The organism is Gordonia aichiensis NBRC 108223 (assembly GCF_000332975.1).
In the GTDB taxonomy this organism is placed as follows: Bacteria; Actinomycetota; Actinomycetes; order Mycobacteriales; family Mycobacteriaceae; genus Gordonia; species Gordonia aichiensis.
Genome location: NZ_BANR01000004.1, coordinates 305,695 through 330,360, shown reverse-complemented (window position 1 = coordinate 330,360; position 24,666 = coordinate 305,695). Strand labels below are relative to the sequence as shown.

Sequence of the window (24,666 nt, the reverse complement as noted above, 5' to 3'; positions counted from 1 at the left end):
CAGCGCGGCTGTGATCCACCCCAGCCTCCCGACCAGCGACATCTTCCGAGGTGGTCGAACTCGTTAAGGTGAAGACCATGACCACGACTCCCAGCGACCCGACATCCACACGGAATCCCGACGCCGCGTTCAACACCGACGCGAAGATCGCCGTGGTGACCGGGGCGAGTTCAGGTATCGGCGAAGCGATCGCGCGCACACTCGCGGCCCAGGGTTACCACGTTGTCGTCGGCGCGCGTCGGATCGACCGCATCACCGAACTCGCGACCGAAATCGGTGGCACCGGAAGGCAACTCGACATCACCGACGACGAGTCGGTAACCCGATTCGTCGAGGGCCTCGACCGCGTCGACCTGCTGGTGAACAACGCGGGCGGCGCGAAAGGGCTCGACCCGGTGGCCACCGCCGACCTCGACGACTGGCGGTGGATGTGGGAGACCAACGTGCTCGGTACGTTGCGGGTCACCAAGGCGCTGCTGCCCGCGCTGGAAGCCTCCGGCGACGGCCTGATCGTCACGATCACCTCGACCGCCGCGCTCGAGGTCTACGACAACGGTTCGGGGTACACGTCGGCCAAGCACGCCGAGGGGGTTCTGCACCGCACCCTGCGCTTCGAGCTGCTGGGAAAGCCGATCCGACTCACCGAGATCTGCCCCGGAATGGTCGAAACCGACTTCTCACTGGTGCGCTTCGACGGCGACAAGGAACGCGCGGACGCCGTCTACGCCGGGCTGACACCGCTGACCGCCGACGACATCGCCGAGGTCGTCGGATTCGTCGCCTCGCGGCCCGCGCACGTCGATCTCGACCAGATCGTGATCCGGCCCCGCGACCAGGCGTCCGCGCGCCGTAACGTCAAGACCGGCTAGACCTGCAAGGCGGGAGGTGGCGTCAGTTCGGCGCGCCGACCGACGTCGGGGCGCCCTTCGGTGTCGCGGGAGCCGACGCGGTCCTCGGCTCGCCCTTGACGGCCGACATCGACTTCCACGTCGGCCAGTCGTAGGTCCAGTCGAAGATGTCGCCGTCGGCCTCCGACAGGTCGATCCTGGTGCCCGTCACTTCCACCGGGTCGCCGTAGATCGCGGTGTTGAAGTACTGCTGCGCGTTGTCGAGCGAGAGGTTGATGCACCCGTTGGTGACATTCGACGCGCCCTGCACGCCGACGGTTTCCGGATTGGCGTGGATGAACTCGCCGTTGTTGGAGATACGCACAGCCCAGCGCTCGTGGATGTTGAAGTATCCCGCGGCGGGGTTGCTCATGTAGAAGTCTTCGTGCTTCTCGCTCACCACATGAATGCCCGATCGCGTGACGTTACGGTCGACGTCGCCCTGTCCGTAGCTGCACGGCAGCGTCATCAGCGTCGCGCCGTCGCGGACCACGACGATCTGGTGGCTTCCCGCGTCGGCCTTCACTATCTGCGACCGTCCGACGACGTAGTCACTCGTGACGTCTGCGGCCCCATAGGCGCCGTCGCCGTGATCGAGCCCGTAGAGCTTCGCCGACATGTGGATCTTGGTGCCCGGAGCCATGTACTCCTTGGACCGCCAGTGCACCCGCGAACCGTTGTCCTCACCGAGCCACGCCCAGGCGCCCTCGGTCGGCGGCTCGGTGGTCAGCGTCAACGCTCGTTCGACGGCCTCCTTGTCGTCGACGGTGCCGTCGAACTTGAGGATCAACGGTGCGGCGATACCGACTTCCTGACCGTCGGCGATGTTGACGACGACGTTGAGCTGGGTCTTCGGATCGAGCGTGGTGAACTTGCCCTCGACCGGGGTGCTGACTCGGTCATAGCCGGTCGCGCTGCCCTGCCAGGTGTACGTGGTGCCGTATCCGAGTGCTTCGGTGATGGTGAAGGTCGTCCGGTCGTCCGAGATCTTGCCCGCAACAGCCTTGCCTGCCGGGTTGAGAAGCTTCACGTCCGGGTTGAGCACACCGTTGGTCACCTTGACCTCGACCTTCTCGGTCGGATTCGGCGCCTTCTCGTCGGTCAGCGACGGCGTGTACTCGACGCCCACCGTCGGCTTCTTGGGGCCGTCGGCCATCGGGGTGTCGTTCGACCGGCCGCAAGCGGCGACGACGAGTCCCGCAACCGTGGCGAGACCGCCGGTGACGAGCACCGTGCGACGAGTGGGCATTGTGTTCTCGGACATCGAGTACACAATAGCGATTGCATATGTGGCCTCGCCGTCGAAGACCTGTGATCTGCCTCAGAGACGAGCCGGATACCTGGACCTAACGACCGCGACGAGTCAACCGGGCCGGGCCGAGGTGGGCGCGCTCGCCGTCGTGGTCGAAGATCGAGACGATCTCGGCGGGTCCTCCCCGAGCACCGATCGCGTGCGGGATCATCGTCGCGAACTCGGCAGCCTGGCCTGCGGGGATCAGGATCACCCGGTCGCCCAACCAGAGTTCGACCGTGCCCGACAAGACCGTGAACCACTCCCGGCCGGGATGCACACCGAGCGCCTTCGGATCGATGGCGCGGCCGGGATCGATGCGCATCTTCGCGACCGACACGCCGCCGGGAGTATCCGACCCCGACAGCGGCCACACGATCACGCCGTCCGCCGCCGAGTGGGGTTCGGGGCGGATCACGACATCCTCGTCGGCCGCCGGTTCCACCAGCTGGTCGACGGTGGTCCCGAGTGCGCGGGAGATCGCGACGATCTGATCGAGCGCCACACGTCGACCACCAGTCTCGATCCTGCTCAGCGTCGACGGGCTCATGTCGCAGCGCGACGCCAGCGAGTCCAGGGTCCACCCCTTCGCCAGTCGCAGGCCGCGAATGCGCTGCCGGACGACGTCGTCGAGGTCTTGCTCCATACGCAAGAGTGTATGCCGCTACAGCACCGACGCTCCTCGGTCGGCCGGGGATCCCACCGCGGCGGCGTGTGCCCGGCGGCGCGAACGCATCGCCGTCAGCAACCTCGGCAACCTCATGATGGGTAGGCGACGCGGCCAGTCGTCGCGGAGCAACGCCTCCGTCCCGCCGTCGACGGTCAGAACGGCTCCGGCGATGAAGTCGGCGTGTGGCGACAGCAGGAACTCGACCAGCGCTGCGAACTGCTCGGGATCGCCGAAGCCACCGACGGGTACCGGAAAGGCGCGGACTCGTTGCCCTTCCGGGCCATCGAGTTGAGCACGAAGCATGGGCGTCAGCACCGGCCCCGGGGCCACTACGTTGATGCGGACTCCGCACCCGGCCCATGCAGCACTCGCCGCTTGCTTCCGCGCCCAGCGCGTCACCGCCAGTTTCGACGCCGCATACGCGATGGCCGCCGAGAGCCCCTTGCGTCTGCGGATCTGTGCCACCGCGGCGTCGATCTCCCCACGCATGAGCCGTCGCACGGCGCGTTCGGGAACCAATGGCGTCGTCGTCGACGAATTCGAGCCGAAGACAACGACCTTGCCTCCTCCGTCGGCACACAGTTCGGTGCGCCAGCCACCCAACAACTCGGTGACACCGAGGACGTTGACCGTCGCGATCACATCCTCGGCACCCGGCCGCGGTCCGACACCGGCCACCATCACGGCGCCGTCGAGGTGGCCGCCACACAGCGCCAGAACGCCGTCGATCGCAGCTCTGCGTCCCGACTGCGTCGCGAGGTCGGCGACGACGTCGGCATCGTGGAGGTCAACGCCGATCACACGGTGGCCGCGGCCACGCAATCGCGCCGCGACAGCCGCCCCGATTCCCGACGCGGAGCCCGTCACGACGAATGTCGCACCCGGATTCACCAATCAGCCTCGGTGTAGCGGATGACACCACGGATGTTGCGGCCGTCCAACATGTCGTCGAAAGCGTCGTTGATCTGTTCGAGCGCGTACGTCCTGGTGACCATGCCCTCCAGGTCGAGTTGTTGGTTTTGGTAGAGCGACAACAGCATGGGGATGTCGACCTGGGGGTTGGCTCCCCCGAAAATCGATCCGCGAAGACTCTTCTGCATGAGCGTGAGCATCGACAACGTCAGTGTCACATCCGAATCGAGTAGATTTCCGACGCCGGTGAGCACGCAGTCGCCTGCCTTGGCGGTGATCGACATCCACGAATCGAGTTCTGCACCCTTCACGTCACCCGCGGTGACGATGACCTTGCGCAGCATCCTGCCGTGGGTCAGCTCGACGACGGGTCCCATCGCCTCGGCCACGGAAGCGAAGGTGTGGGTTGCGCCGAACTTCTTGGCCTGCTCCAACTTCCAGGGCACAGGATCGATCGCGACGATGTTGCGTGCGCCCGCTCGAACCGCACCCTGGATTGCGGCGGCACCGACACCTCCGATACCGACGACGCCGACATCGTGGCCGGGCTGGATGTCGGCGGTGTGCACCGCGGAGCCGAAACCCGTTGTGACGCCGCATCCGACGAGACAGGCATACTCGAAGGGGATGGTCGGGTCGATCTTGACCACCGAATCCTGGTGCACCACCGCGTACGGCGAGAAGGTTCCCAGCAGCGACATCGGGTAGGCGTCTGCGCCGCGAGCCCGGATACGGAAGGAGCCGTCGGAGATCGACGCTCCCATGAGTAGCCCGGCGCCGAGATCACAGAGGTTGCGGTATCCCTCCTGACACGCCGGGCAGTGTCCACATGCCGGGATGAACGAGAACACGATGTGGTCTCCGGGCACATAGCGGTCGACTCCCTCACCGACCTCGGTGACCACGCCTGCACCCTCGTGTCCACCGAGAATCGGGAACGCGGGCATCGGTGACGCACCGGTCACCAGGTGGTGATCGGAGTGGCAGATGCCGGCGGCTTCCACGCGTACCTTGACCTCACCCTTGCGCGGGTCGCCGATCTCGATCTCCTCGATCGACCACGGTTCGTTCAGGCCCCACAGGAGGGCGCCTTTGGTCTTCACTTGTCGTGCCTTTCTTCGTCTTTCGTCATACCCCGGTGAGTTCTCGAGGCGTGGTGTCGCGTCGGTGCCGCCTCAGCGGGTCGGAGCGAGATTGACTCCCGTCAGGAGCAGATGTCCCGCCTCGACCGGAATGGTCACCCCGGTCACCGAGGCGGCGAGATCCGAATTGAGATAGAGGGCGGTATCGGCGATGGCCTCCGGAGGCAGGAAGGTGGTCGCCTTCAACGCGCCGTAGTGGTGACCGCCCTCCATCATCTGTTCGTGGGTTCCGCCCGATCCGCCCGCGAAGATGTTCCAGGTGTCGGGCTGGTCGACCATCGGTGTCAGCACGGCACCGGGACACACCGCGTTGCACCGCACTCCGTGCGGAGCCAACTCGAGCGCGATGTTCTTCATCAGCCCCAGGACACCGTGCTTCGCCGACGTGTAGTGCGCATAGGTCGGCCCCGGCTCGATTCCGTTGACGGACGACGTGATGACGATGGACCCTGTCTGCCGTTCGATCATGTGCGGCGCAACGGCTTTCGCCGACCGCCACACTCCGCTGAGATTGACGTCGATCATGTCTCGCCACATCTGCTCAGTCATTTCGTAGAACAGTTCCCTGGTCCAGATGCCCGCATTGGCGATGAGGATGTCGATGTGGCCGAGCTCCGTGATCGCCGTGGCGACGGCGGCATCGAGTTGAGACTGCTCGCGGACGTCCGCCGTGATCGCGACGGCCTTGCGCCCCAACGCCTCGACCATCTGCACGGTCTCGGCCATGTCGTCGGCGTCGGCTAGTGGGTAGCTCACTGTCGAGATCTGCGTGTCGATGTCGACGAGGACGACATCAGCACCTTCCCGCGCCGAGGTCACAGCATGCGCTCGTCCTTGCCCGCGAGCCGCTCCGGTGATCAGTGCTACGCGATCGTCGAGGAGTCCCATACGTCTTCTCTCATTCGTGATGTGTGCTTCCGAGGAGTGGCCATGAGCGAAACGCGCTGTACTCAGGAGGGTTTGGGACCCAGGCAGTTGTCGGGGCCCCAGTCGTTGAGCATGCGTACGCCGTGATTGACCTCGACGAAGTGCGGTGCGATGAATGTCTTCGTCACGGCCATGATGCAGATGAGGATGCCGATGGTCGCGAAGCCGCTGAGCATCACGATCGACAGTGGGGTGCGTAGCCCCGGTTGAGTGTCGAATTTCGTGTAGAAGATCAGCGACGAAAAATGCCACGCGCCGTAGACGAGGACGTTGAGTCCCCACATCCCTATCCCGTTGTCGAAGCAGTAGTTGTGCGGCACCGCCGAGGTGTAGGCGAAGGTCTCCACGAGGGGCATCAGAGGCGCGAGAACCAGGCACACCAACCCATGACGGAGAATGCTGTCACGGGCGAGGTAGCCGGACGTGCGGTCCAGTAGCTGAGTGATCACCCGGTACAACGTGCCGAGGATGACCGAATAGAACCCGAAGACCGAGATGGTCATGAACAGCATGAACAGCGGGACGCCATTGGGGTTGACCGCGGTGTTGAATGCGAAGTGCCCGTGGAGCACCTCGTACCAGGGATCGGTTCCAACGAATCCACCGAGCACCGCCCAGATGACGAGGAACACGCCCATCCGGAATCCATAGAGTTCGGTGAGTGGAACCCCCCTGTCCTGCGGTGCGCGAAAGATCAAGGGCAACAGTAGCGTTCCCAGGCCCATGACGAGCGATTGCGCGATCAACGCGACGTCGTTGTAACTGTCGTAGCTCAAGGTCATCACGATGGCGCCCTGGATCGGCACCGTCACGAGAAACCAGATCAGGTAGATGATCTCGGTTCGTCGTTTACCGGGATTGGCCGACAGCCAATGAAAGTCGCGCGAAGCGGACTCAGCCACCTCGGCACGCTCCCCGTGGGCAGGCGCCTGGGTCATGAATGCTCTCTTTCACGCGGTCCCGATTCGACGACAGACCGCCGTCCCGTCCAGATGCGAGGGCCCGAAACGGCCATCAACTTTTGTATAGTTCTTAACAAAGAGTGGTCACGCACGCAAGAGGATCACCCGAACGAATCCAAGAACAGCAGGCGACCGAGTGACTCGCATTTCTAGTTAATCGTCTCTAACTGCATAAACGGCCCGCCCAATAGGAGCGCAAACCTATTGACACCCCGCGATCAATAGCACTAGCGTCCTCGATTAAGTCACTTAACTATCTAGTCGATTCACCCCCGCCGACGTATCTGCCTCGTCGACATCCGACGACCCGTCACCGGCTCCCATCACCGCCGAGAGGACCCCCATGGCCGACAGCATCGAGACCCTCACCGCCCTGGCAACCGCCGACGACCCGTTCGCCACGCCGCATGCAGAACTCGAGGAGTTCTGGGTGGACGCAATCAACCAGCGTTTTCAGCAGTGTCGGCCGCGAATCAAGATTCTCGACCAACTCGCGGAACGGGCGGGAATCGAAACGATCACCTCGCTCGAGGATGTCGTGCCGCTCCTGTTCGCGCACACCGCCTACAAGAGCTATCCCGAGTCCTTCATCGACAACGGACGTTGGGACAGAATGAATCTCTGGCTCGACACCCTCTCGGTCAATCCGGTCGAAGACGTCGACACCGCTGGCATCGAGAATGCAGATGACTGGATCGAGAGGTGTCATGCCGCCGGTCATCACGTGTTCGCCACGAGCGGCACCAGCGGCAAGAACTCGTTCCTCAATCAGAGCGCACATGACGTCGAATTTGCCAATGCCGCAACGATTCCGCCCGGTCTACCGACGGACAACTCACTCCCCATCTTCGTGCTCGGGCCGCGTCGAGCACCCAATCGCGCCTCGGCTACCTTCACCAATCTCGTCTCGGTGTGTGGCCGGCCAGATGCGGTGCATTTCCTGACCGACGCCGAGCTGAAGATCACCGACCTCTCGCAGATGGCCAGAATGCGTCGACGGATCGGTGACGGCACCGCGACGCCATCAGAGATCGCGGAGTTCGAGGCAAATGTGAAGGTGCGCCAGGAGTTCGCCGACGCCATGACGGTCGACCTCGTCGACAAGGTACTGAGTTACCGGAACGAGCCCATGCTCCTCGTGGGCCTGACACCGCAGCTCTATCGCATCGTCGAGACCGCGCGTGAACGTGGTGTTCCCGACGGTACCTTCCACCCAGACACGCAGGTGATCAGCGGTGGTGGAGCCAAGGGTGTGAACCTGCCTGCCGACCACGTACAGCAGATCATGACGTTCCTCGGCATCGATCTGAAGAATTTCACCCAGGGCTACGGCATGCAGGAGGCGAGCAGTGGTGCCCGGATGAACGAGTGGGGCCGCTACGAATTCCCCGGATGGATCGTGCCGCTGCTGCTCGACGACTCCGGGGAGAGACTCCAGCGCGCGTCGAGCGGCACCTCGACCGGACGCATGGCGCTCTTCGACGTCTCGATCGACGGTCGTTGGGGCGGCATCATCAGCGGTGACCGCGTCACCATCGACTACGACGCCAGCCCAACCGGACGCGTCGTACCCGCGGTGACCGAGATCGCCCGCTACTCCGAACTCGAGGGCGGCGACGACAAGCTCACCTGTGCGGGCACCATCGATTCCTTCGTCCGCGGGGCGGTGGGCGAATGAGTTCCGTCAGCGAGTCGTCAACAGACTCCTCATCAGGAGCTACCCGCCCGTTGCGCGTCATCCAATGGGCGACGGGCAACGTCGGACAGGCGTCGCTGCGTGCACTGATCGGCAATCCGGCGTTCGACCTCGTCGGCGTCTACGTGTACTCCGACGACAAGGAGGGCCGCGACGTCGGTGAGTTGGCGGGCCTCGAGCCTGCCGCACTGCGGGCCACACACGATCGAGAGGCCATCCTGGCGCTCGACGCCGACGCCGTTGTCTACAACGCTCTCGGCGACACCGGCGACGCCGAACAATGCGTCGACGACATCTGCGCGCTCCTCGCGTCGGGCAAGAACGTGGTGTCGACCGCGGTGAGCACCCACATCCACCCCGCGTCGATGTCGCCGGGTGTCGCCGATCGGATCTCGTCCGCCTGCGCTGCCGGGAAAACCACATTTCACAGCTCAGGCGTCAACCCGGGATTCGCCTTCGACATCCTGCCGGTCGTGGTGTCGACGATCGGAGACCGAATCGACTCGATCGACATCACCGAACTCGTCGACATGTCGGCTTACGACTCCGCCTCGGTGGTGAGAGACATGATCGGCATGGGCCTCTCCCCCGACGATCTCGCACCGATGGACTTCCTCACCGATGTCACGTGGAGTCCCTACTACGCGTGTATCGCGCTACTCCAGCAAGCCTTTTCGGTCACATTCGAGGACTTCGCCATCACGTGCGAGAAGGCGACGACACCCGTCCCGGTCACCCTGCCGTGGGGCACCATCGACGCAGGCACCGTGGCTGCGCGACGTATCGACATCGAGGGAATCGTCGACGGTACACGACGCCTCGGCTATCACATGGTATGGCGCGTATCGAACGACGTGGCACCTGAATGGCCCTCCGGGGCAGCTCATTACGAGCTATCCCTACTGGGAGACCCCCGCATCGACGTGCGCCTCGACATCACGTCGCCGTCCGGTCGCGGCACATCGATCGCCACCGCGATGCACGCGGTGAATGCCATCGAACCGGTCTGCGCCGCGCGGCCGGGAATCGTCACACGGCTCGATCTCGGGCTGCACGCCGGCGGGTACCTCCGGGGGAGCCACAGTGCAACGCGGGTCACCGAACGAGCGCAAGCAGGCATCTCATGAACGCACCCGCCCACCCCGGAGCCGCAACCGCGGTTCCACACATCATCAAGGGGCGCACGGTACTCGGTGCCGACGTCGAGCACGGCGGGTTCACCACACCCGCGCTCGACATCGATGCGCTGGTGTGGCCGCGCCGCGAGCCGGGGCCGGCGTTCGACACCCCTGTCGCCGACGTCATCGACTTCCTCGTGGAGGTCGGGACACGGCTGCAGTTCGATTCCAACCCCTATCTTCAGGAGGCGCTTGAGCATTCGCTCGCCTTCAACACTCTCGAACGCCGGATCCTGGAGAACACCTATCGGGCGATGCCCCTGTTCTTCGACCGCACGAACCTGGAATTCCAGGTCGCCGCCGACGTCGGCTGGGGCCCGATCGACGGGTGGGCGCCCATCGAGCGGCCACATGGACTGCCGGCTGCCCACGTCCGGGCATTCCCGCCGCGATTGGCCCACATCACCGCAGGCAACACCCCCGCCGTTGCGGTCACCACGATCGTTCGCGGTGCTCTGAGCAAGGGTGTGCACCTGCTGAAGGTTCCCGCGAACGACCTCTTCACCGCAGGCGCGGTACTGCGCACCATGGCCGACGTCGACCCCGATCACCCCACCACCCGATCATTCTCCGCCGTGTACTGGCGTGGCGGCGAGACGACGGTCGAGAGCGCGATCTTCCGCCCGCAGTTCTTCGACAAACTCGTCGTCTGGGTGCGGACTCGGCCATTCGCAGTGCCCATCGTTACGCCGGGCCCGGGTTCGAGATCGTGTCGTTCGATCCGAAGGTGTCGATGTCATTCGTCGGACGCGAAGCCCACGAGTCCGACGAATCCCGCACGGCCGCGGCCGCTGCTGCGGCGACCGACGTGTCGCTGTTCAATCAGGATGCCTGCGCGGCAAGTCGTTTCGTCTACGTAGAGGGAGATGATGTTCAGGTCGATGCATTCTGCGGTGCTCTCGCCGACGAACTCCGTGCCGAACGGCCGCTCTCTTCGGCATACGCGACGCCGCTGGGCAATGAGATCCGCAACGAGATCGACGTGCTGCGCGGGCTCGAACCCGTCTATCGGGTCTGGGGAGACTACGACGGCTCAGGACTCGTGGTGCGCTCGGATGAACCTGTCGACTTCTATCCCACGTCGAAGACCGTGAATGTGGTCACCGTACCCAGCCTGGCCGACGCCGTCCGGCACGCGAACGTGGCAACTCAGACGGTCGGCGTCTATCCCGCATCCCGCATCACAGGTCTGCGCGACGCGCTCGCCTCGATGGGCGTGCAGCGGGTGGTCGGACTCGGGGCCGTCGCGGCCAACATCGAGGGGTTGCCACACGACGGCTTCTATCCGCTACGTCGGGTGATGCGGTGGGTCCTCGATGACTCACAGGCAACACCCGACCGCTGACACTGCGACACAACACCATTCATCACTACGTCAGTGATCTGACACACGAAGAGGAGTACACACATGAAGTTCGGACTGTTCTACGAGATGGCGGTATCGCCAGACGATCCGCAGGCCGAGGCGCGCATCGTCCGGCAGACCGTCGACCAGATCGTGCACGCCGATCGGCATGGTTTCGACTACGTCTGGCTTTCGGAACATCATTTCCTGCAGGGCTTCTCACACATGTCGGCTCCCGAGGTCATCTTCGGTGCCGCCGCCTATCAGACGCAGCACATCCGTTTCGGTTTCGGGCTCGCACTGACCCCGCCCGCCTACAACCACCCGGTCAGGGTTGCCGAGAAGGTGGCGATGCTCGACTGCCTCAGCAACGGTCGTGTCGACCTCGGCTCGGGACGCTCGACGACGCCTGCCGAACTGTACGGTTTCGGCCTCGATCCCGAGCAGTCGCGCGCACAGTGGGACGAGGGCCTCGAGGCCGTCGTCCACTGCCTCGCCGACGATCCGGTCACCTTCGACGGTGAGTACGTCAACATCCCCAGCCGGACGGTCGTGCCTCGACCGGTACAGACTCCGCACCCACCGCTGTGGGTCGGCGGTGTCGGTCCGGGTAACGCCGAACGCGCGGCCGCGAAGGGCCTGGGAATGCTGTTCTTCGCCCAGTCGGTGGACTACGAACTGCTCAAGGCGTCGACAGAGGCGTACTACGCGAACATCGACAATGCCCAACCCATCGCTGGTGTGGTGAACAAGCAGACCGCCGGCTTCATCAACGGACTGTGCAGCCACGACCGCGAAGCCATTCGACAACTGGCCGTACAGAAGGTCGTCGACCACACACTGCACGGGTCGGAACACATGCTCAACGGATGGCCCGACGGGAAGCCGAGCCCGAGCTTCGAACATCTCAACTCCGGCGTCACCAAAATGGTCAATGACCTCATCAAGACCGACCGGCACGCGCTCGAGACCATGATGACCGAGGGTGGTTTCGTCATGGCGGGCAATCCCGACGACTGCGCGACGGTGTTCGATGCGTTCGCGAAGAGCGATGTCGATCAGGTGATCATCCACATGCAGATGGGCGATACCCCGCACGACCGCATCATGGAGTCGATCGAACTGATCGGCAACGAGCTCATCCCGAGCTATCGGTAGGTAGACGTGGCAGACGAGAACGCCGGCCACGACGGCGACGCGACCGGGGCGGGGGTTGCAGTCGTCACCGGCGGCGCAAGCGGTATCGGATTCGCACTCGCCGCGGCGCTGGGGGCGCGTGGTCAACACGTTCTCATCGCTGATCGCGATGAGCAGGCGTTGGCCACCGCGGCCACCCAACTCCGAGATCTGAGCGTTCGGGTGCAGACGCAGGCCGTCGATGTGCGCGATCGGTCATCCCTTGCAGAACTCGCGGATTCAGCGCGTGCACTGGGACCGATCGACACCGTGTGCATGAACGCGGGTGTCACGAGTACCGGGTCCACGCTCTGGGAAACCACCGACGAGACGTTCGACTTCGTGATATCGGTGAACCTCGGCGGCCTGCAGAATTCCATCCGCGCACTCGTACCACCGCTCGTCGACCAGGGGACGCCCGCCGACATCGTCATCACGGCATCGATGGCCGGCATCGTGGCATCGGGTTACAGCGGCGCCTACGGCGCCAGCAAGGCGGGCGCCGTCGCACTGGCCAAAGCACTGCGCGCCGAGGTTGCCGTCGCGGCACCCTTCATCCATGTCGCTCTGTTGAACCCTGGGATGGTGCGCACCAACCTGATCCGCACCTCCGCGACCTCTGCTCCCGAATCCGCGGCCCTGTCCGACGAACTCGTGGAAGGTGGCCATCGGGTGCTCAACGAGGCGGGTGTCGCGCCCGCGACCGTCGCAACGGATGTACTCGACGCTCTCGCACACAAGCGCTTCTGGGTGTTGCCCCACGAGGGCGATCCGTTCGTCACGATGCTCGACAGTGAGATGACGGAGCTCTCGGAGGCTGTGGCGGCCGACCGGGACGGATGAGCGCTTTCCACGACGAGGTCGGCCTTCTCACAGTCGTTTGCGCTGGCTGATCTCGTCGTGGAAGGATTCGAGATTCCGCATCACTTTCAGGTATGCCGTGATCTCCGCGCTGCTCACACCCTCGAAAAGCCTGCTGACCAACAACTCTGAATACTGGTCGGCGACGTCTGCGGCCATCTTGCCCTGGTCGGTGAGGTACAGACGCCGACGCTTCGCGTCACCCGGGTGAGTCATGTCGACGACGAACCCGCGAGCCTTGAGCTTCGAGATGACTTGTGACGTCGCTGATCTGGTGACGCCGAGGAGCGTCGACAGTTCACCTCCGGTGATGCCCTGGTTACGGTTGATCAGCGCGCACATCTCAGCCTCGACGAGCGTCATCGGAATGCCGTTCTCACCGTAGGAATGTGTGGTGCGGCGGCCGAGCTGGATCTTGTTGATGACGCGCAGCAGTGAAACGAGGACCTCTTCGGTGACATCGGGGGTCAGCTCTGCATCCACCGCCGGACGTTCGGAATCGTCGTCGTTCGAAACACTCTGCGCCACCACGAGTTACAACTATACCCGCGCGTATGCAGGCAGGCGCACGTCCGGGACGTCGCTGAGGCGACAGGCCTCGCTCAGATGGGTTTGAGACTGTCGACGAGCCACGTGTCACCACTGCGCACCGCTGTCACGAGGACACGACTGCCTGTGGTCGACGGGTCGGGTGCCGCGGCAGACGTGGTCAACTGGTTGAGCATCATCAGCAGCTCCGCGCGATCACGCCCGAGTGAGACGATCGAACTTCCCGCGACGATCACCTTGGTGTTGACCTGCTTCTCGCGCGCGCCTGGGATGACCGCATCGGCGACCAGTCTCGAGAACTCCGGCCGGAACTGCGGTGTGAGCCCGCTACCCGCGGCATCGAGTTGTTTCTCCACGGTGGCATGGTCATAGGACAGCATCGCCGTGACCTGGCGATCGACTGTGGACGTCACCTCGCCCGCTGCCCTGTTGACATCGGTCCGGCGCTGGTTCGCGACGGCGAGCACGGTGCCGATCGCCAGAGCGGCGATCACGACGACTCCCGTCACGGCCAGCAGCATCACCCCTACCGATTTCCGACGTCTCGAGCCGACCACGCCGCCGGACACGTCCGCTGGTTCGTGACCGGATTCGGCTGGATTCTGTTCTGCGGTGCTCTCGACTGCACGCTCCACGTCGGTGCTGATGTCGTCGCGCTCGACTGAGGGGGTCGCGTCTTCGGTGGGCGCCTCCTCCGTGGCAGCGTCGCCGTCGGTGTCGCGATTGGTGTCGGTGTTGTCGCGACTGATGGTGATACGGCCGAATCGACCGAGATTCACTGAGCTCATGGGACGAAATCCACCTTCGCGATGGTCATGGGATCGCCATTGGACACGACGACGCGGAAGCGGTAGTCGCGCGGTTCCGGCGTCTTGGTTCCCTCGTTGGTCACCTCGGCGTGTGCTGCGACGAGCATCGTCGCCGACGTGTCGCTCATCTTCTCGACACCCACCGCGATGATGGTGCCCTTGGACGCGACCTGTGCTTCCTTGACGATCTGCGTGTACGACCCCGAGCGGCTCGTGAAGTCCGTCTTGAACGAGCCGCTCGACAGATTCGCGAGGCGCTTCACGTCGGCCTCGGCTGACGCCGAGCTGATGGTCGTCAGCGCGACCACCCCCGTGCGTGCTGTGTCGATGTACTGGCCGCGCAGCGCGTCGGCGCTGTCGAGTTCGCGGTGCTGCCAGAACTCGTACGACGCGAAGGCCAGGCTGCCCGCGACGAGGAGCACGGCGACGATGGGAATCCAGCGTGCGCGCACGGCGAGCACAGACCGCCGCGCCAGGCCGCGGCGCTTGTCGGCGGTGGCCTCGATCCCGTCGGCCGCTGCGGAAGAATCTTCGACCTCGGACCGGTCGACGGGACCGGACGAATCGCCGGGATCGGGTGCATCCACCAGATCATCTGGGTCGCCCGGCTCGGGTGGGTCGATGACACCCACGGCGCCGCGATCGCGTGCAACGACGGTCGCGTCCTCAGAATCTCGCCCGGCCGGCACGCGTGCCTCATCGGCACCCGTCACCCTTGTGGGGTGTTCAGCAGGCTTTGCCATCCGGAGCCTCCTTTGATCGTCTTGTACTGGTAAACATTCGCGTCGGGAGCGACGTAGTTGCCGCTCGACGAGTCATAGGCGGACGGCGAGATAGCGCCCGCCAGACCCTGCCTGTCGGGTCGACCGGAGCCGTCGACACTCGACGGCATGTCGCCCTTCGGTTGGTATGGCCGCGGATCGCGGCACGCCTCCGGGGTCGGCGCACGTTTCCCGGGAACCTCCATACACGGCAGATTCCGCGCACCGCGGACCACGACAGGGGAGTTCTGCGGCACAGAGCAATACATGCTGGCCAGCAGCGGAGCGTACGAGGTGTCGCCTGGATCCCGTCGCTGATCGGCTGGGAGGTAGCCGGTGGTGCAGAGCGGGACCGCCATGGTGTGGAACTGCGCTGTGACCGCCTGGTCGGACAGCCCCCGGTTGACCATCGTCCGCACCGCCGCGACCAACGGAGGAGTCAGCACGAGCATCTGTTCGATGCCCGCGTTGTAGGTGACCGCCACCTGACCCAGGCTCACGAGATCTCGCAGCAGGATCGGCATCGTGGGTGCGAGATCGTCGAACAGCTTCTGCGCCTGGGAGAGTGCCGCCGGTGACCTGTCGATGATCGAACGCACATGCCCGTCGGACTTCTCGAGTTCGACGACGAAGTCGGACAATCCCTTGGTCCACTGTTGGATCGCCTCCCGCGACTGTCCCTGAGGCCGCAGGAACGGACCCAGCCTGGTGACGAGATCGACGGTCTCGTCGGAGTTCTGGTTGGCCGCGTCGGCGATCCGGCGTGCGGAGGACACCAGCTTCACGAGGTCATCCCTGGTTCCCACGAACGCGCGAAACGCACCATCGAGTGCTGTGCGCAACCGGTCCTGGGGAATGGACGCCAGGAGCGCATTGGCCTGGTCGAGTACCGGCCCGATCTGGGCGGGGATGGTGGCATTCGACTCGGGAAGCACAGTGCCATCAGAGACAAGCGGCCCGGAATCGCGGGTGGGCACCAGGTCGAGAAACTGCTCACCGATCGCGGACATGCTGTGCACGTTGACCTTCAGACCGTCCCGGGGAATCTCGACGTCGTCATTGATCTCCATGCGCGCCGAAACGCGATCACCGTCGAGGCCGATGCTCGTGACCAGACCGATGGTGACGCCGCGGTAGGTCACGTTGGACCGCTCGTAGAGTCCGCCGCCGTTGGGTAGGAGTGCGGTCACGGTCATCTTCCCCACTCCGACGACGGACTGCACCTGGATGTAGGAGAACGTCATGATCGATACCGCGACCACCGCAACCACTGAGAGAACGGCGAGTTGGAACCTGACCAACGGCCTCATGTCACCGACCTCCCGAGGGAACAGCAGAGGGCGCGGGCGTCTTCAACGGCCCCGTGATGGGATCTGACGCCTCTCCCCCGTTACCGGCGTTGCCTCCGAGCGCACCGGACGGGCCCGACACGGTGATTCCGAGCGGAGTACCGCGCAGGAGATCGGATCGCATGCGCGGGACCGTGAAGTCGAGGAGCGCGAAGAGATTCGCGTAGTCGCCTCGCACGATCCGGTCGAGGCGGGACACCGGGAACGGCAGGGTGAATGCCATGTCGAGCGACTTCGTGATCGAATCACCCGAGTCCGCCAGAGATTTCAGAAACGGAGCCACGTCGGACACGACGCTCTTGACGTTGGAAGCGCTCGCACTGATGACATGTTCTGCACTGTCGGAGAACCGGTCGAGCGCGGTGAGTGCGTCGCTGAGACGCTGACGACGGGAGACCAGTTCTGTCAACGCGGGAGAGATCCGCGAGATCGCGTCGTCGAGCGTCGGCGCGTCGTCGGCGAATACGGATGCGAGATGGTCGAGCCCGTTGAGTGCGGTGCTGATCTGACCGCGCCGCGCCTCGATCGTCGTGGAGGTCTTGGTCAGTTGTGCGACGAGATCTTTCACCGTGTCGGTGCGACCGGCCAGTGCATCGTTCGCACCGTCGACGATATCACCCAGTTGGGCGAGCCCACCGCCGTTGACGACCACCGACAGCGCCGAAAGCGTCTGCTCGGTGGTCGGATACGCCCCTGCTCGCTCGATGGGGATCACCGCGTTCGGCTCCAGATGGCCGACCGGAGCGGTATCCGATGGTGGTGCGAGTTCGATGTGCTGGGAACCCAACAGACTAGTCTGGCCGATCGAGGCCACCGCATTCGCGGGCAGACTCACCTCACCATTGAGCGAAAGGTGCAGCCGGGCATGCCAATCCACCAGCGAGATGGACGTGATCCGGCCGACTTCGACATTGTTGACCAGCACGGGAGAGTTGGCGGTGATGTTGGTGACATCCGGCATGTCCACTGTGATGGCATACGCCTCGGCTCCCGTCCCCTGGCCACCCGGCAACCGGACGGATTCGACGCCGTGCCATCCACAACCGGACGCCACACACACCACCAACGCCGCCGACGCGGTGGCCATTCGTGCACGCCGCCGGACCGCCTGACCGAGGGGTACACACCGTGTGATCGTTCTCATCGTGCCCCACCTCCCGGCAACAACAGGGCCGACAGCGACCGCGGCACGCTGCGGGTCTGCGGTGGCGGGCCCGTGAGACCGGGCACAGACGTCAAAACCCCTGGCTCACTGGCGATCTGCTGACCCGGGTCGGCGAAACCTGCCGAGGTCGGCGAGGTCAGGAAGTTGGGATACGACGTCTTGAGGGTTGTGAGGTAGGCACCGAGATACTGTGTGCACAGATCCGCACCTCGCTGACTGTTCTGCGTCCCGATGGATGCGAACCCTCCGCAGACGGCCTGCACCGGATTCTCGAAGTTGGCTGCGGTGAACACACCTGTCATGCCTCCGACGGACGGCTTGTAGATGTTGTAGAAGTTGGCGAGTTGGGTGGGTGCCTGGTGGAGTATTCCCTCCACTGCCGCCTTCTGCGACTGGATCACGCTGGTCAGGTCCGCCGCTTGACGCAGATCCGACGACACCGCATCCCGGTTCTGCGAGATGAACGTCGTGACGTCGTCCATGGTGGCGTCGAGAGATCGGAGCGCCCCGGCGACGTCGGTCCGGCTGCTGCCGAGCACCTGCGAGATGGTCGCGAGTCGCTGATGGAGCACGGCCACCTGGTCGTTGCTGCCCGACATCGCGCTGACGAAGACCTGAAGGTTGCGGACGACGGCGAACAGGTCGTCGCGCCCATCGGCGACGACCGTCATGGCCTGCGAGAGTTTGGTGATCGTGTTGTTGACGTCGTCGGCGTGCGGGGCGAGGTCGTCTGCTGCTGCGTCGACGAGTTTCTTCGCCGAGCCCGGATCTGTGGGCCCCTTACTCGAGACCTCGGTGGTGATGTCGCGCAGGGAGTTCTTGATGTCGTCCCATTCCATGGGCACCACCGTCCGCTGCAGCGGGATGGTCCCGGAACCCAGCGTGGGACCACTGGTGTACGCGGGTGTCAACTGGATCGTGCGACCGGCCACGAGGCTCTGCGAGACGAGCGCAGCCCGCGCATCCCGGGGAATCCTGACCGAATCGTCGACCGACATCCGCACCTCGACGAAACCAGCTGCTGGATGCAGTGATTCGACGTTTCCCACCGGGACACCGAGTACCGTCACCTGATCACCGGGGTAGATGCCGGTGGCCGACGTGAAGCGTGCGGTCACGATGTTCGGTCCGTCCTCACGCGCGCCGTGGACGATGCCCGCCCAGACCAGGGCTGCCACCACCACGATCACAGCGATCACGAACATGCCCTTCTTCATCGGTGACCACCGCCCTCGGGACCTGTGGGGCCGGCACTCGGTGGCGAGTTGGCGACGATCGCGTCGACGAGTGGTTGCAGGTAGGCAACGGGAGCCAGATTTCCGACGAGTGCGGTGAAGAAGGGGCCCGTTCCGACACTCTCACCGAGTGCCATGGCGAAACTGCGCAGTCCCGGAATCGATTTGCTGATATTGTCGCGATTCTTCTCCAACACCCCGAGTACGGTGCGTAATTGATTCAGAGCCGGACCGACCTGCTGCTGATTCTCGGCGATCGTTCCGGACAGCTGGTCGGCCAGATAACGCGTCCCGATGATCAGCCGCTGGAGTTCGTCTCTGCGGGAATGTAGTTCACCGAGGAGTGCGGTTGCGTCCCGGACCAGCGTGGTGAGCTGCGCACTCCGATCCGCGAGTACCCCGGACAGTGAATGGGTGCGACGCAACAACTCACGCAGCTGTTGGTCGCGGGAACCGATGGTCTGCGAGAGTCCCGACACCCCTGCCATCGCATCGGCCAGCGAGGGGGATGCCGCGTCGAGGGTCGAAGTCGCCGCCCTGATCGCCGTGTCGAGCTGGGCGCCACTGGTTTCCGACAGTGTCGAGCCCGCGTCGTCGAGTGCATCGGTCAACGAATACGGCGGGGTCGTCCGACCGAGCGGGATCGGTGTGTCGTGCGACAGCTCGCCGACGCCTGCGGAGGTCACCTTCAGTCCCCTCTTGCCGAGGACCGACGTGGTGACGATCGCGGCCCGCGTCGCATCGCGCAGCGCGACCGGACCGTCCACTCCGAACGTGACGAGGACGCGATTGCCGTCGAGCGCGATGCTCGACACCTTGCCGACCTCGACACCCGATATCGTGACCGCGTCGCCGGGCCGCAGGTTGCCGACCTCCGCGAAGTAGGCGCGATACCGGTTGTCGGAGAACATCCCCGGGATCTTGTCGTACGTCAACGACCCGACCACCAGGATCGCGACGAGCAGGAGTCCGATCGCGGCAACCCGCCGGCGCGACATCTCGCGGAACGTCGGGATGTCGAGCCGCCTCATTTGGCGCACCGCCCCGTGGTCTGGTCGAGAAGTGGGATGTCGACGTTCTTGCCGTCCGTACCGGTGAGCCGCAGGATTCCCTGGCAGGCGTACATCTGGAAGGCCGCGCCACTGCCGCCCATGCGTCCGAGACGCCGATACGCTTCCGGCAGCTTCGATAGCGTGCTGTCGAGCATCTCCTGCCCGTTCACGAGATTCGCGGTGGTGGTGTCCAGGTGGATCACCGACTCGCGGATATCCGGCCGGATGTTCGCCAGCAATCCACCACCGGCCAGCGTCGCCCCCTCCAGATGATCGATGATCTGGTCCATCGGATCGGCCTGATTCGCGAACTGACTCACTATCGCCTGGAGGTCGCCAACGGACTGCGAGAGTTCGTTGCGGCGCTTGTCCGCCACTGTCAACACGGTGTTGAGGTTGTCGATCAACTCCCCGATGACGGAGTCCTGCTCGGCCAGCATCGACGTCGACGATCCGACCGTGTCGAGCAGTGTGCGCACCTCGCCGCCCTGCCCCTGCAGTGTCCCGATGAGGGCAGCGGTCAGCTTGTTGAGTTCGTCGCCGGTCACCGAGCGGAACAACGGCTTGAAGCCACCGACGAGAGAATCGATGTCGAGCGCCGGTGACGTGCTCGCCTCCGGGATCACACCGCCGGGTGCGAGCGCCGAGACCTGTTGCGTGTCAGCTCCCTTGCTGATGTCGAGATAGCGGTCGCCGGTGAGGTTCTCGTAGCGGACCTGCGCGCGAGTCGCGGTGTCGAGAGGCCGTGTCGACGCGACCGTGAAGTCGACAAGGACCGAGGCGTCCGACTGTAATTCGACGTCGGAGACCTTTCCGACCTCGACCCCCGCGACGCGCACCTTCTGACCCTTCTTCAGCCCCGACGCGTCGGCGAACACGGCCGAGTACGACTCGGTTGTGCCGGAACGGAAGTCACCGAACACGACGATCAGACCTCCGAGAATCATCAGCATGACCACCGTGTAACAACCGACCTTGAGGTAGGGCGCGCGGCCGGCGGCGTAGCTCATCGCTGACCTCCGTCGGTCTGGCCGAGCAGACTCGTCAGCAGGTTCTCCGGGTGCACCGTCTGCGATTTCGGCTCGTCCCGGTAAGGGTTCACCCCGGTGTTGGTGACCAGGTAGGGCGCGTTGGTGCCCATCGGGACGTCGGGGAGCCCGAAGCAGCGTGGACCACCTGAGGCGCCGACCACGGGAAGATTGTCGGGATAGCCGTAGAGTCGGACCCCGGGCAGGAACCCGATGTCGAGGTGGATGCCTGGGTACTCCTTGGACCCCAATGCCGGCAGCCCCGTCTGCAGAACGTGATCCATTCCGATGATCGTGCAGGTGAACGCCGGCGCATAGACGCGGAGCAGGTCGGTGGTCGGATTCAGTACTCGTAGGGCTTCGATTGTCTTGTCCCCGTTACTCTTCAGGAAGTCGGTTCCCGTGCGCGTGAACCCCATGACACCGGCGAGCATGAGGTCGATCTGCGGGTTCTTGTCGGTGATCGTCGACGCCGTCGAGCGGACATGGCTGACGAGCGACTCCAGTTCGGGCGCGCTCGGTGCATACGCCATGATCGCGTCCGCCGCGGCGTCGAGCGTCGGGCCGAGTCGGGTGCGCGGGGAGTTCAGCCGCTCCAGGAGTGCGGTGACCTCGTCGATGGTCGTGCCCAGGCTCGCACCGCCACCGTTACCGAGTGCTCCCGACAGTGCACCGAGTATCTCGTTCAGCTTCTCGGGCTCCACCTGTCGCAGGACGCCGGTGAGGTTCTGGAACACCGTGTTGATCTCGACCATCACATCGTCGGTGTTGATCGTCGCTCCTGGCCGTAGAGCAGAATACGACTGCTGTTGCGGAGCAATGAAATTGACGTACTTCGCACCGAATACCGTGGACGACGAGATGTCGACGCGGGCGTTGTCCGGGATCTCGTCGAGTTCGTTGGCGTCGACGGCGAGGATGATGTCGGCACCGTCGTCGTGGGATTCGACCGCCGCCACCCGTCCGACCTGCAGACCCCGGAATGTGACCTTGGCACCGGGATTCATCAGCAGCCCCGAACGCGGTGCGACGACGGTCACCGTCGACGAATCGGTGAAGCCACCGGAGAAGGAGATGGCGGTGATCATCACCGCAAGCGCGAGCACGACCACGAGGCCCAGCGCATAGAACTTCAACCGGAAACGTCCCATCCACTTCACCCGGCGAGATGGAAGTTGCCACTCGCACCGTAGACGGCGAGCGAGATCATCAGGGTCACACTGACGACCACGATCAGCGAGGTGCGCACCGCGCGGCCGACCGCGCGGCCGACGCCGTCGGGTCCGCCACTTGCCGTGTACCCGTAGTACGTGTGCACCAGCATCACCGCCATCCCCATCGCGAGCGCTTGCAGGAACGACCACAGGATGTCGACGGGCTGGAGAAACGTGCGGAAGTAGTGATCATAGAGACCGCCGGATTGGCCGTACACCGTCACGGTGGCGAACCGACACGCGTAGAAAGAGGCGATCATCGCTGCCGAGTACAGCGGCACGACAACGAGGGTGCCCGCAATGATCCTGGTGCTCACCAGATATGGGAGCGGGCGAATACCCATCGAGTCGAGGGCGTCGATCTCCTCGCTGATACGCATGGCCCCGAGTTGCGCGGTAGAGCCTGCACCGATTGTGGCGGACAGACCAATGCCTGCGACAACAGGGGCGGCCACCCGCACGTTGATGAACGCCGCCAGGAAGCCGGTCAGCGACTCGATACCGATGTCACCGAGAGAACTGTATCCCTGAATTGCGATGGTGCCACCGGTGAACAACGTCAGCGATGCGACGATCACCACGGTTCCCCCGATGACCGCCAAAGTCCCTGTGCCCATGCCGATCTCGGCGATCAGGCGGAGCACATCCCTACGGTAGTGACGCAACGCCATCGGTACCTTGCGCAACGCGTCGACAAAGAACTCGACCTCCGCTCCGACCCGGTCGACCGAGTGCGACGCCGCGGCGGCCCGTCGTCGAGTGCGAATCGTCAGATCGGCTCCGGCCACCATCATGAGCCCGCCACCTTCACGCCGACCGCGGTGACGAGGATGTTCACCACGAACAAACCGATGAACGCATACACGACCGTCTCGTTGACCGCTTCGCCCACGCCTTTCGCACCGCCTCTGGCCGTCAGGCCCCGATAGCAACCGACCAACCCGGCCAGCAGGCCGAACAGACCGGCCTTGACGACTGCGATCAGCAGTTGAGACAGCCCGGTCAACAGCGTCAGATTCCCGACGAAGGCGCCGGGATTGACGTCCTGGAACAGAACGGAGAAGGCGAAGCCCCCGAGGATGCCGATCGTGCACACCAATCCGTTGAGGAGGACACCAACGAACGCCGACGCCCATACCCTCGGCACGACAAGTCTTTTGACCGGATCCACTCCCATCACCTCGAGCGCGGAGATCTCGTCGTGAATCGTTCTCGATCCGAGGTCGGCACACAGTGCGGTTGCGCCTGCACCCGCGACGATCAGCACGGTGACCATGGGGCCGATCTGCGTGATCGTGCCGAACGCAGCACTTGCACCGCTCAGGTCGGCAGCACCCAACTCACGCAGCAGGATGTTGAGGATGAACGTGACCAGCACGGTGAACGGGATGGCCACGACCACGGTCGGGAAGGTCGACACCCGCGCGATGAACCACACCTGGTCGACGAACTCCCGGTACTGGACCGGCCGCGCAAACGTGTAGCGGAAGGTGTCCAGAGTCATCGCGAAGAAGCCACCCACACCGTCCACACCACCGGATACCCTGCGTTGCAAAGAATTCCATCCGGATCGCGCTGTCGACGCGGCAGTACGGCCGCCACCGTCGCGAACGCCCCGAGCGCCCGCAGCGCCTGAGACGGCTTCTTTGATCGCCATCAGCAACTCCACCCTCGATTGGTCCAGAGCATACAGTTAGCGTCACACTGTGTGTTCAGATCGAGCAGAATTATTAGAACGTGTTCTCACTCGGAACGCAATGGGCCCAGCGGACCGGTTGCGCAGGGACCCAACCCACTCCGGTGATCGATGGCGTCTGTCAAGGTGGTGACGTGGCACGAAGAAGCGGTTGGGGCGGTGCACTGCCCGCTGACGACGATGAGGCGGCGCAGCGCATCGTCGCCGCGGCGCGTCGCATCGTCGAGGAAACGGGCCGCGCGGCCTCCGTCAGCGAAGTGACGCGCGAACTGCAGATCACTCGTCAAACCGTCTACCGCTACTTCCCGGGTGTCGAGGCGCTCACGAATGCCGTCGCCATCGACATCGGCACCGAGATCGGGGAGATGCTCACATCCCAGTTGGCGGGAATCACCGACCCCGTCGACGCGATCGTCGAACTCCTCGCATCCGCGATCGAGACGGTGCGGGCGAATCCGGTTGTCGCGGACGGTCTGACACGTTCGGCTCCAGCCAATCCCGTGGTCGCGGTCACGGGCTCCGCATCTCGTGAGTTCACCGTGGACGTCCTCCGGCATCTCGACGTCGACTGGGCAGCCAATGGCATCGACGACGATCGTCTCGACGAGTTGGCGGCGTGGCTTCTACTGATCTTCGAGGGGTTCGCCAGTCGGCAACAGGGCGAATTCCCGGGCGGATCGGAGATCCGAGCGTTCCTGCGAACCTGGCTCGCCCCCTCGATCACGGCGATGAGTAGCGGCACAGCGCAGCCACCTGCCTAG

The 24,666-nt window shown here is 64.4% G+C and carries 24 protein-coding genes and 1 pseudogene; 8 read left to right on the top strand and 17 right to left on the bottom strand.

Annotated elements, in window-relative coordinates; genetic code table 11:
- Positions 1-77 precede the first annotated feature (77 nt).
- Positions 78-869, top strand: coding sequence for an SDR family NAD(P)-dependent oxidoreductase (locus GOACH_RS06175; protein WP_005172186.1), 792 nt, complete (start codon positions 78-80; stop codon positions 867-869).
- A 22-nt stretch (positions 870-891) separates the two neighbouring features.
- On the opposite strand, the gene GOACH_RS06170 is transcribed toward GOACH_RS06175, so the two are convergent.
- The 6 genes from GOACH_RS06170 to GOACH_RS06145 all read right to left on the bottom strand — a co-directional run bounded on the left by GOACH_RS06170 (position 892) and on the right by GOACH_RS06145 (position 6,767).
- Positions 892-2,136, bottom strand: a complete 1,245-nt coding sequence (locus GOACH_RS06170) for a L,D-transpeptidase (protein WP_005172183.1) — start codon at positions 2,134-2,136, stop codon at positions 892-894.
- 97 nt (positions 2,137-2,233) lie between these two features.
- Entirely contained in the window at positions 2,234-2,824 is a 591-nt protein-coding gene (locus tag GOACH_RS06165) for a helix-turn-helix domain-containing protein (RefSeq protein WP_040517805.1), read from the bottom strand.
- Between the two features lie 18 nt (positions 2,825-2,842).
- Entirely contained in the window at positions 2,843-3,739 is an 897-nt protein-coding gene (locus GOACH_RS06160; RefSeq protein WP_005172177.1) for an SDR family oxidoreductase, read from the bottom strand.
- Complete coding sequence (locus GOACH_RS06155; RefSeq protein ID WP_005172174.1) at positions 3,736-4,863, bottom strand: NDMA-dependent alcohol dehydrogenase; 1,128 nt, start codon at positions 4,861-4,863, stop codon at positions 3,736-3,738. Before GOACH_RS06155 ends, GOACH_RS06160 begins: the two co-directional genes overlap by 4 nt.
- 72 nt (positions 4,864-4,935) lie before the next feature.
- The gene (locus GOACH_RS06150; protein ID WP_005172171.1) at positions 4,936-5,790 is read right to left on the bottom strand and encodes a mycofactocin-coupled SDR family oxidoreductase; all 855 of its coding nucleotides are present in this window, start codon (positions 5,788-5,790) and stop codon (positions 4,936-4,938) included.
- 62 nt (positions 5,791-5,852) lie between these two features.
- The gene (locus GOACH_RS06145; protein ID WP_005172169.1) at positions 5,853-6,767 is read right to left on the bottom strand and encodes a CbtA family protein; all 915 of its coding nucleotides are present in this window, start codon (positions 6,765-6,767) and stop codon (positions 5,853-5,855) included.
- A 367-nt stretch (positions 6,768-7,134) separates the two neighbouring features.
- Here GOACH_RS06145 and GOACH_RS06140 point away from each other — a divergent pair, with 367 nt between their 5' ends.
- The 6 genes and pseudogenes from GOACH_RS06140 (at position 7,135) to GOACH_RS06120 (ending at position 13,029) form a co-directional block, all read left to right on the top strand.
- Positions 7,135-8,469 (top strand): hypothetical protein, encoded by a 1,335-nt coding sequence (locus tag GOACH_RS06140; RefSeq protein ID WP_005172167.1) that lies wholly within the window; start codon positions 7,135-7,137, stop codon positions 8,467-8,469.
- Entirely contained in the window at positions 8,466-9,614 is a 1,149-nt protein-coding gene (locus tag GOACH_RS06135) for an NAD(P)H-dependent amine dehydrogenase family protein (protein WP_052003922.1), read from the top strand. Before GOACH_RS06140 ends, GOACH_RS06135 begins: the two co-directional genes overlap by 4 nt.
- Positions 9,611-10,225: pseudogene (locus GOACH_RS24600) on the top strand (acyl-CoA reductase); the annotation flags it as partial. The gene GOACH_RS06135 and the pseudogene GOACH_RS24600, both read left to right, overlap by 4 nt.
- Before the next feature lie 149 nt (positions 10,226-10,374).
- Positions 10,375-11,010 (top strand): acyl-CoA reductase, encoded by a 636-nt coding sequence (locus GOACH_RS24595; protein ID WP_005172158.1) that lies wholly within the window; start codon positions 10,375-10,377, stop codon positions 11,008-11,010.
- Positions 11,011-11,073: 63 nt separating this feature from the next.
- Positions 11,074-12,168 carry an LLM class flavin-dependent oxidoreductase gene (locus tag GOACH_RS06125; RefSeq protein WP_005172155.1) on the top strand — a complete coding sequence of 365 codons (1,095 nt, stop codon included), beginning with the start codon at positions 11,074-11,076 and terminating at the stop codon, positions 12,166-12,168.
- Positions 12,169-12,174: 6 nt separating this feature from the next.
- Entirely contained in the window at positions 12,175-13,029 is an 855-nt protein-coding gene (locus GOACH_RS06120; protein WP_005172153.1) for an SDR family NAD(P)-dependent oxidoreductase, read from the top strand.
- A 27-nt stretch (positions 13,030-13,056) separates the two neighbouring features.
- Here GOACH_RS06120 and GOACH_RS06115 read toward each other — a convergent pair whose 3' ends face one another.
- The 11 genes from GOACH_RS06115 to GOACH_RS06065 all read right to left on the bottom strand — a co-directional run bounded on the left by GOACH_RS06115 (position 13,057) and on the right by GOACH_RS06065 (position 23,713).
- Complete coding sequence (locus GOACH_RS06115) at positions 13,057-13,575, bottom strand: MarR family winged helix-turn-helix transcriptional regulator (RefSeq protein WP_245551830.1); 519 nt, start codon at positions 13,573-13,575, stop codon at positions 13,057-13,059.
- 74 nt (positions 13,576-13,649) lie between these two features.
- On the bottom strand, positions 13,650-14,384 hold the full coding sequence (locus GOACH_RS06110; protein ID WP_005172149.1) for a hypothetical protein: 735 nt from the start codon (positions 14,382-14,384) through the stop codon (positions 13,650-13,652).
- A complete protein-coding gene (locus GOACH_RS06105) occupies positions 14,381-15,148 on the bottom strand; it encodes an Rv1363c family protein (RefSeq protein ID WP_005172147.1) in 768 nt (255 codons plus the stop codon). The genes GOACH_RS06110 and GOACH_RS06105 overlap by 4 nt, the downstream gene beginning before the upstream one ends.
- On the bottom strand, positions 15,115-16,476 hold the full coding sequence (locus GOACH_RS06100; RefSeq protein WP_005172142.1) for an MCE family protein: 1,362 nt from the start codon (positions 16,474-16,476) through the stop codon (positions 15,115-15,117). The genes GOACH_RS06105 and GOACH_RS06100 overlap by 34 nt, the downstream gene beginning before the upstream one ends.
- 1 nt (position 16,477) lies before the next feature.
- Complete coding sequence (locus GOACH_RS06095; RefSeq protein ID WP_005172140.1) at positions 16,478-17,659, bottom strand: MCE family protein; 1,182 nt, start codon at positions 17,657-17,659, stop codon at positions 16,478-16,480.
- Positions 17,656-18,897, bottom strand: a complete 1,242-nt coding sequence (locus GOACH_RS06090) for an MCE family protein (protein WP_005172137.1) — start codon at positions 18,895-18,897, stop codon at positions 17,656-17,658. The genes GOACH_RS06095 and GOACH_RS06090 overlap by 4 nt, the downstream gene beginning before the upstream one ends.
- Entirely contained in the window at positions 18,894-19,946 is a 1,053-nt protein-coding gene (locus GOACH_RS06085; RefSeq protein WP_005172135.1) for an MCE family protein, read from the bottom strand. Before GOACH_RS06085 ends, GOACH_RS06090 begins: the two co-directional genes overlap by 4 nt.
- The gene (locus GOACH_RS06080) at positions 19,943-20,977 is read right to left on the bottom strand and encodes an MCE family protein (RefSeq protein ID WP_005172132.1); all 1,035 of its coding nucleotides are present in this window, start codon (positions 20,975-20,977) and stop codon (positions 19,943-19,945) included. The genes GOACH_RS06085 and GOACH_RS06080 overlap by 4 nt, the downstream gene beginning before the upstream one ends.
- Entirely contained in the window at positions 20,974-22,146 is a 1,173-nt protein-coding gene (locus GOACH_RS06075) for an MCE family protein (protein ID WP_005172129.1), read from the bottom strand. Before GOACH_RS06075 ends, GOACH_RS06080 begins: the two co-directional genes overlap by 4 nt.
- A gap of 5 nt (positions 22,147-22,151) precedes the next feature.
- The gene (locus GOACH_RS06070; RefSeq protein ID WP_005172126.1) at positions 22,152-23,003 is read right to left on the bottom strand and encodes an ABC transporter permease; all 852 of its coding nucleotides are present in this window, start codon (positions 23,001-23,003) and stop codon (positions 22,152-22,154) included.
- The gene (locus GOACH_RS06065) at positions 23,000-23,713 is read right to left on the bottom strand and encodes an MlaE family ABC transporter permease (RefSeq protein WP_052003936.1); all 714 of its coding nucleotides are present in this window, start codon (positions 23,711-23,713) and stop codon (positions 23,000-23,002) included. Before GOACH_RS06065 ends, GOACH_RS06070 begins: the two co-directional genes overlap by 4 nt.
- A gap of 326 nt (positions 23,714-24,039) precedes the next feature.
- On the opposite strand from GOACH_RS06065, the gene GOACH_RS06060 reads away from it, so the two are divergent.
- Positions 24,040-24,666, top strand: coding sequence for a TetR/AcrR family transcriptional regulator (locus GOACH_RS06060; RefSeq protein ID WP_005172116.1), 627 nt, complete (start codon positions 24,040-24,042; stop codon positions 24,664-24,666).

Coding starts and splice junctions, on each gene's coding strand:
- GOACH_RS06090 (WP_005172137.1), bottom strand. CDS start 18,897: ATGAAGAAGGGCATGTTCGTGATCGCTGTGATCGTGGTGGTGGCAGCC.
- GOACH_RS06145 (WP_005172169.1), bottom strand. CDS start 6,767: ATGACCCAGGCGCCTGCCCACGGGGAGCGTGCCGAGGTGGCTGAGTCC.
- GOACH_RS06080 (WP_005172132.1), bottom strand. CDS start 20,977: ATGAGCTACGCCGCCGGCCGCGCGCCCTACCTCAAGGTCGGTTGTTAC.
- GOACH_RS06165 (WP_040517805.1), bottom strand. CDS start 2,824: ATGGAGCAAGACCTCGACGACGTCGTCCGGCAGCGCATTCGCGGCCTG.
- GOACH_RS06085 (WP_005172135.1), bottom strand. CDS start 19,946: ATGAGGCGGCTCGACATCCCGACGTTCCGCGAGATGTCGCGCCGGCGG.
- GOACH_RS06065 (WP_052003936.1), bottom strand. CDS start 23,713: ATGACTCTGGACACCTTCCGCTACACGTTTGCGCGGCCGGTCCAGTAC.
- GOACH_RS06095 (WP_005172140.1), bottom strand. CDS start 17,659: ATGAGAACGATCACACGGTGTGTACCCCTCGGTCAGGCGGTCCGGCGG.
- GOACH_RS06075 (WP_005172129.1), bottom strand. CDS start 22,146: ATGGGACGTTTCCGGTTGAAGTTCTATGCGCTGGGCCTCGTGGTCGTG.
- GOACH_RS06150 (WP_005172171.1), bottom strand. CDS start 5,790: ATGGGACTCCTCGACGATCGCGTAGCACTGATCACCGGAGCGGCTCGC.
- GOACH_RS06175 (WP_005172186.1), top strand. CDS start 78: ATGACCACGACTCCCAGCGACCCGACATCCACACGGAATCCCGACGCC.
- GOACH_RS06070 (WP_005172126.1), bottom strand. CDS start 23,003: ATGATGGTGGCCGGAGCCGATCTGACGATTCGCACTCGACGACGGGCC.
- GOACH_RS06100 (WP_005172142.1), bottom strand. CDS start 16,476: ATGAGGCCGTTGGTCAGGTTCCAACTCGCCGTTCTCTCAGTGGTTGCG.
- GOACH_RS06105 (WP_005172147.1), bottom strand. CDS start 15,148: ATGGCAAAGCCTGCTGAACACCCCACAAGGGTGACGGGTGCCGATGAG.
- GOACH_RS06135 (WP_052003922.1), top strand. CDS start 8,466: ATGAGTTCCGTCAGCGAGTCGTCAACAGACTCCTCATCAGGAGCTACC.
- GOACH_RS06110 (WP_005172149.1), bottom strand. CDS start 14,384: ATGAGCTCAGTGAATCTCGGTCGATTCGGCCGTATCACCATCAGTCGC.
- GOACH_RS06140 (WP_005172167.1), top strand. CDS start 7,135: ATGGCCGACAGCATCGAGACCCTCACCGCCCTGGCAACCGCCGACGAC.
- GOACH_RS06170 (WP_005172183.1), bottom strand. CDS start 2,136: ATGCCCACTCGTCGCACGGTGCTCGTCACCGGCGGTCTCGCCACGGTT.
- GOACH_RS06125 (WP_005172155.1), top strand. CDS start 11,074: ATGAAGTTCGGACTGTTCTACGAGATGGCGGTATCGCCAGACGATCCG.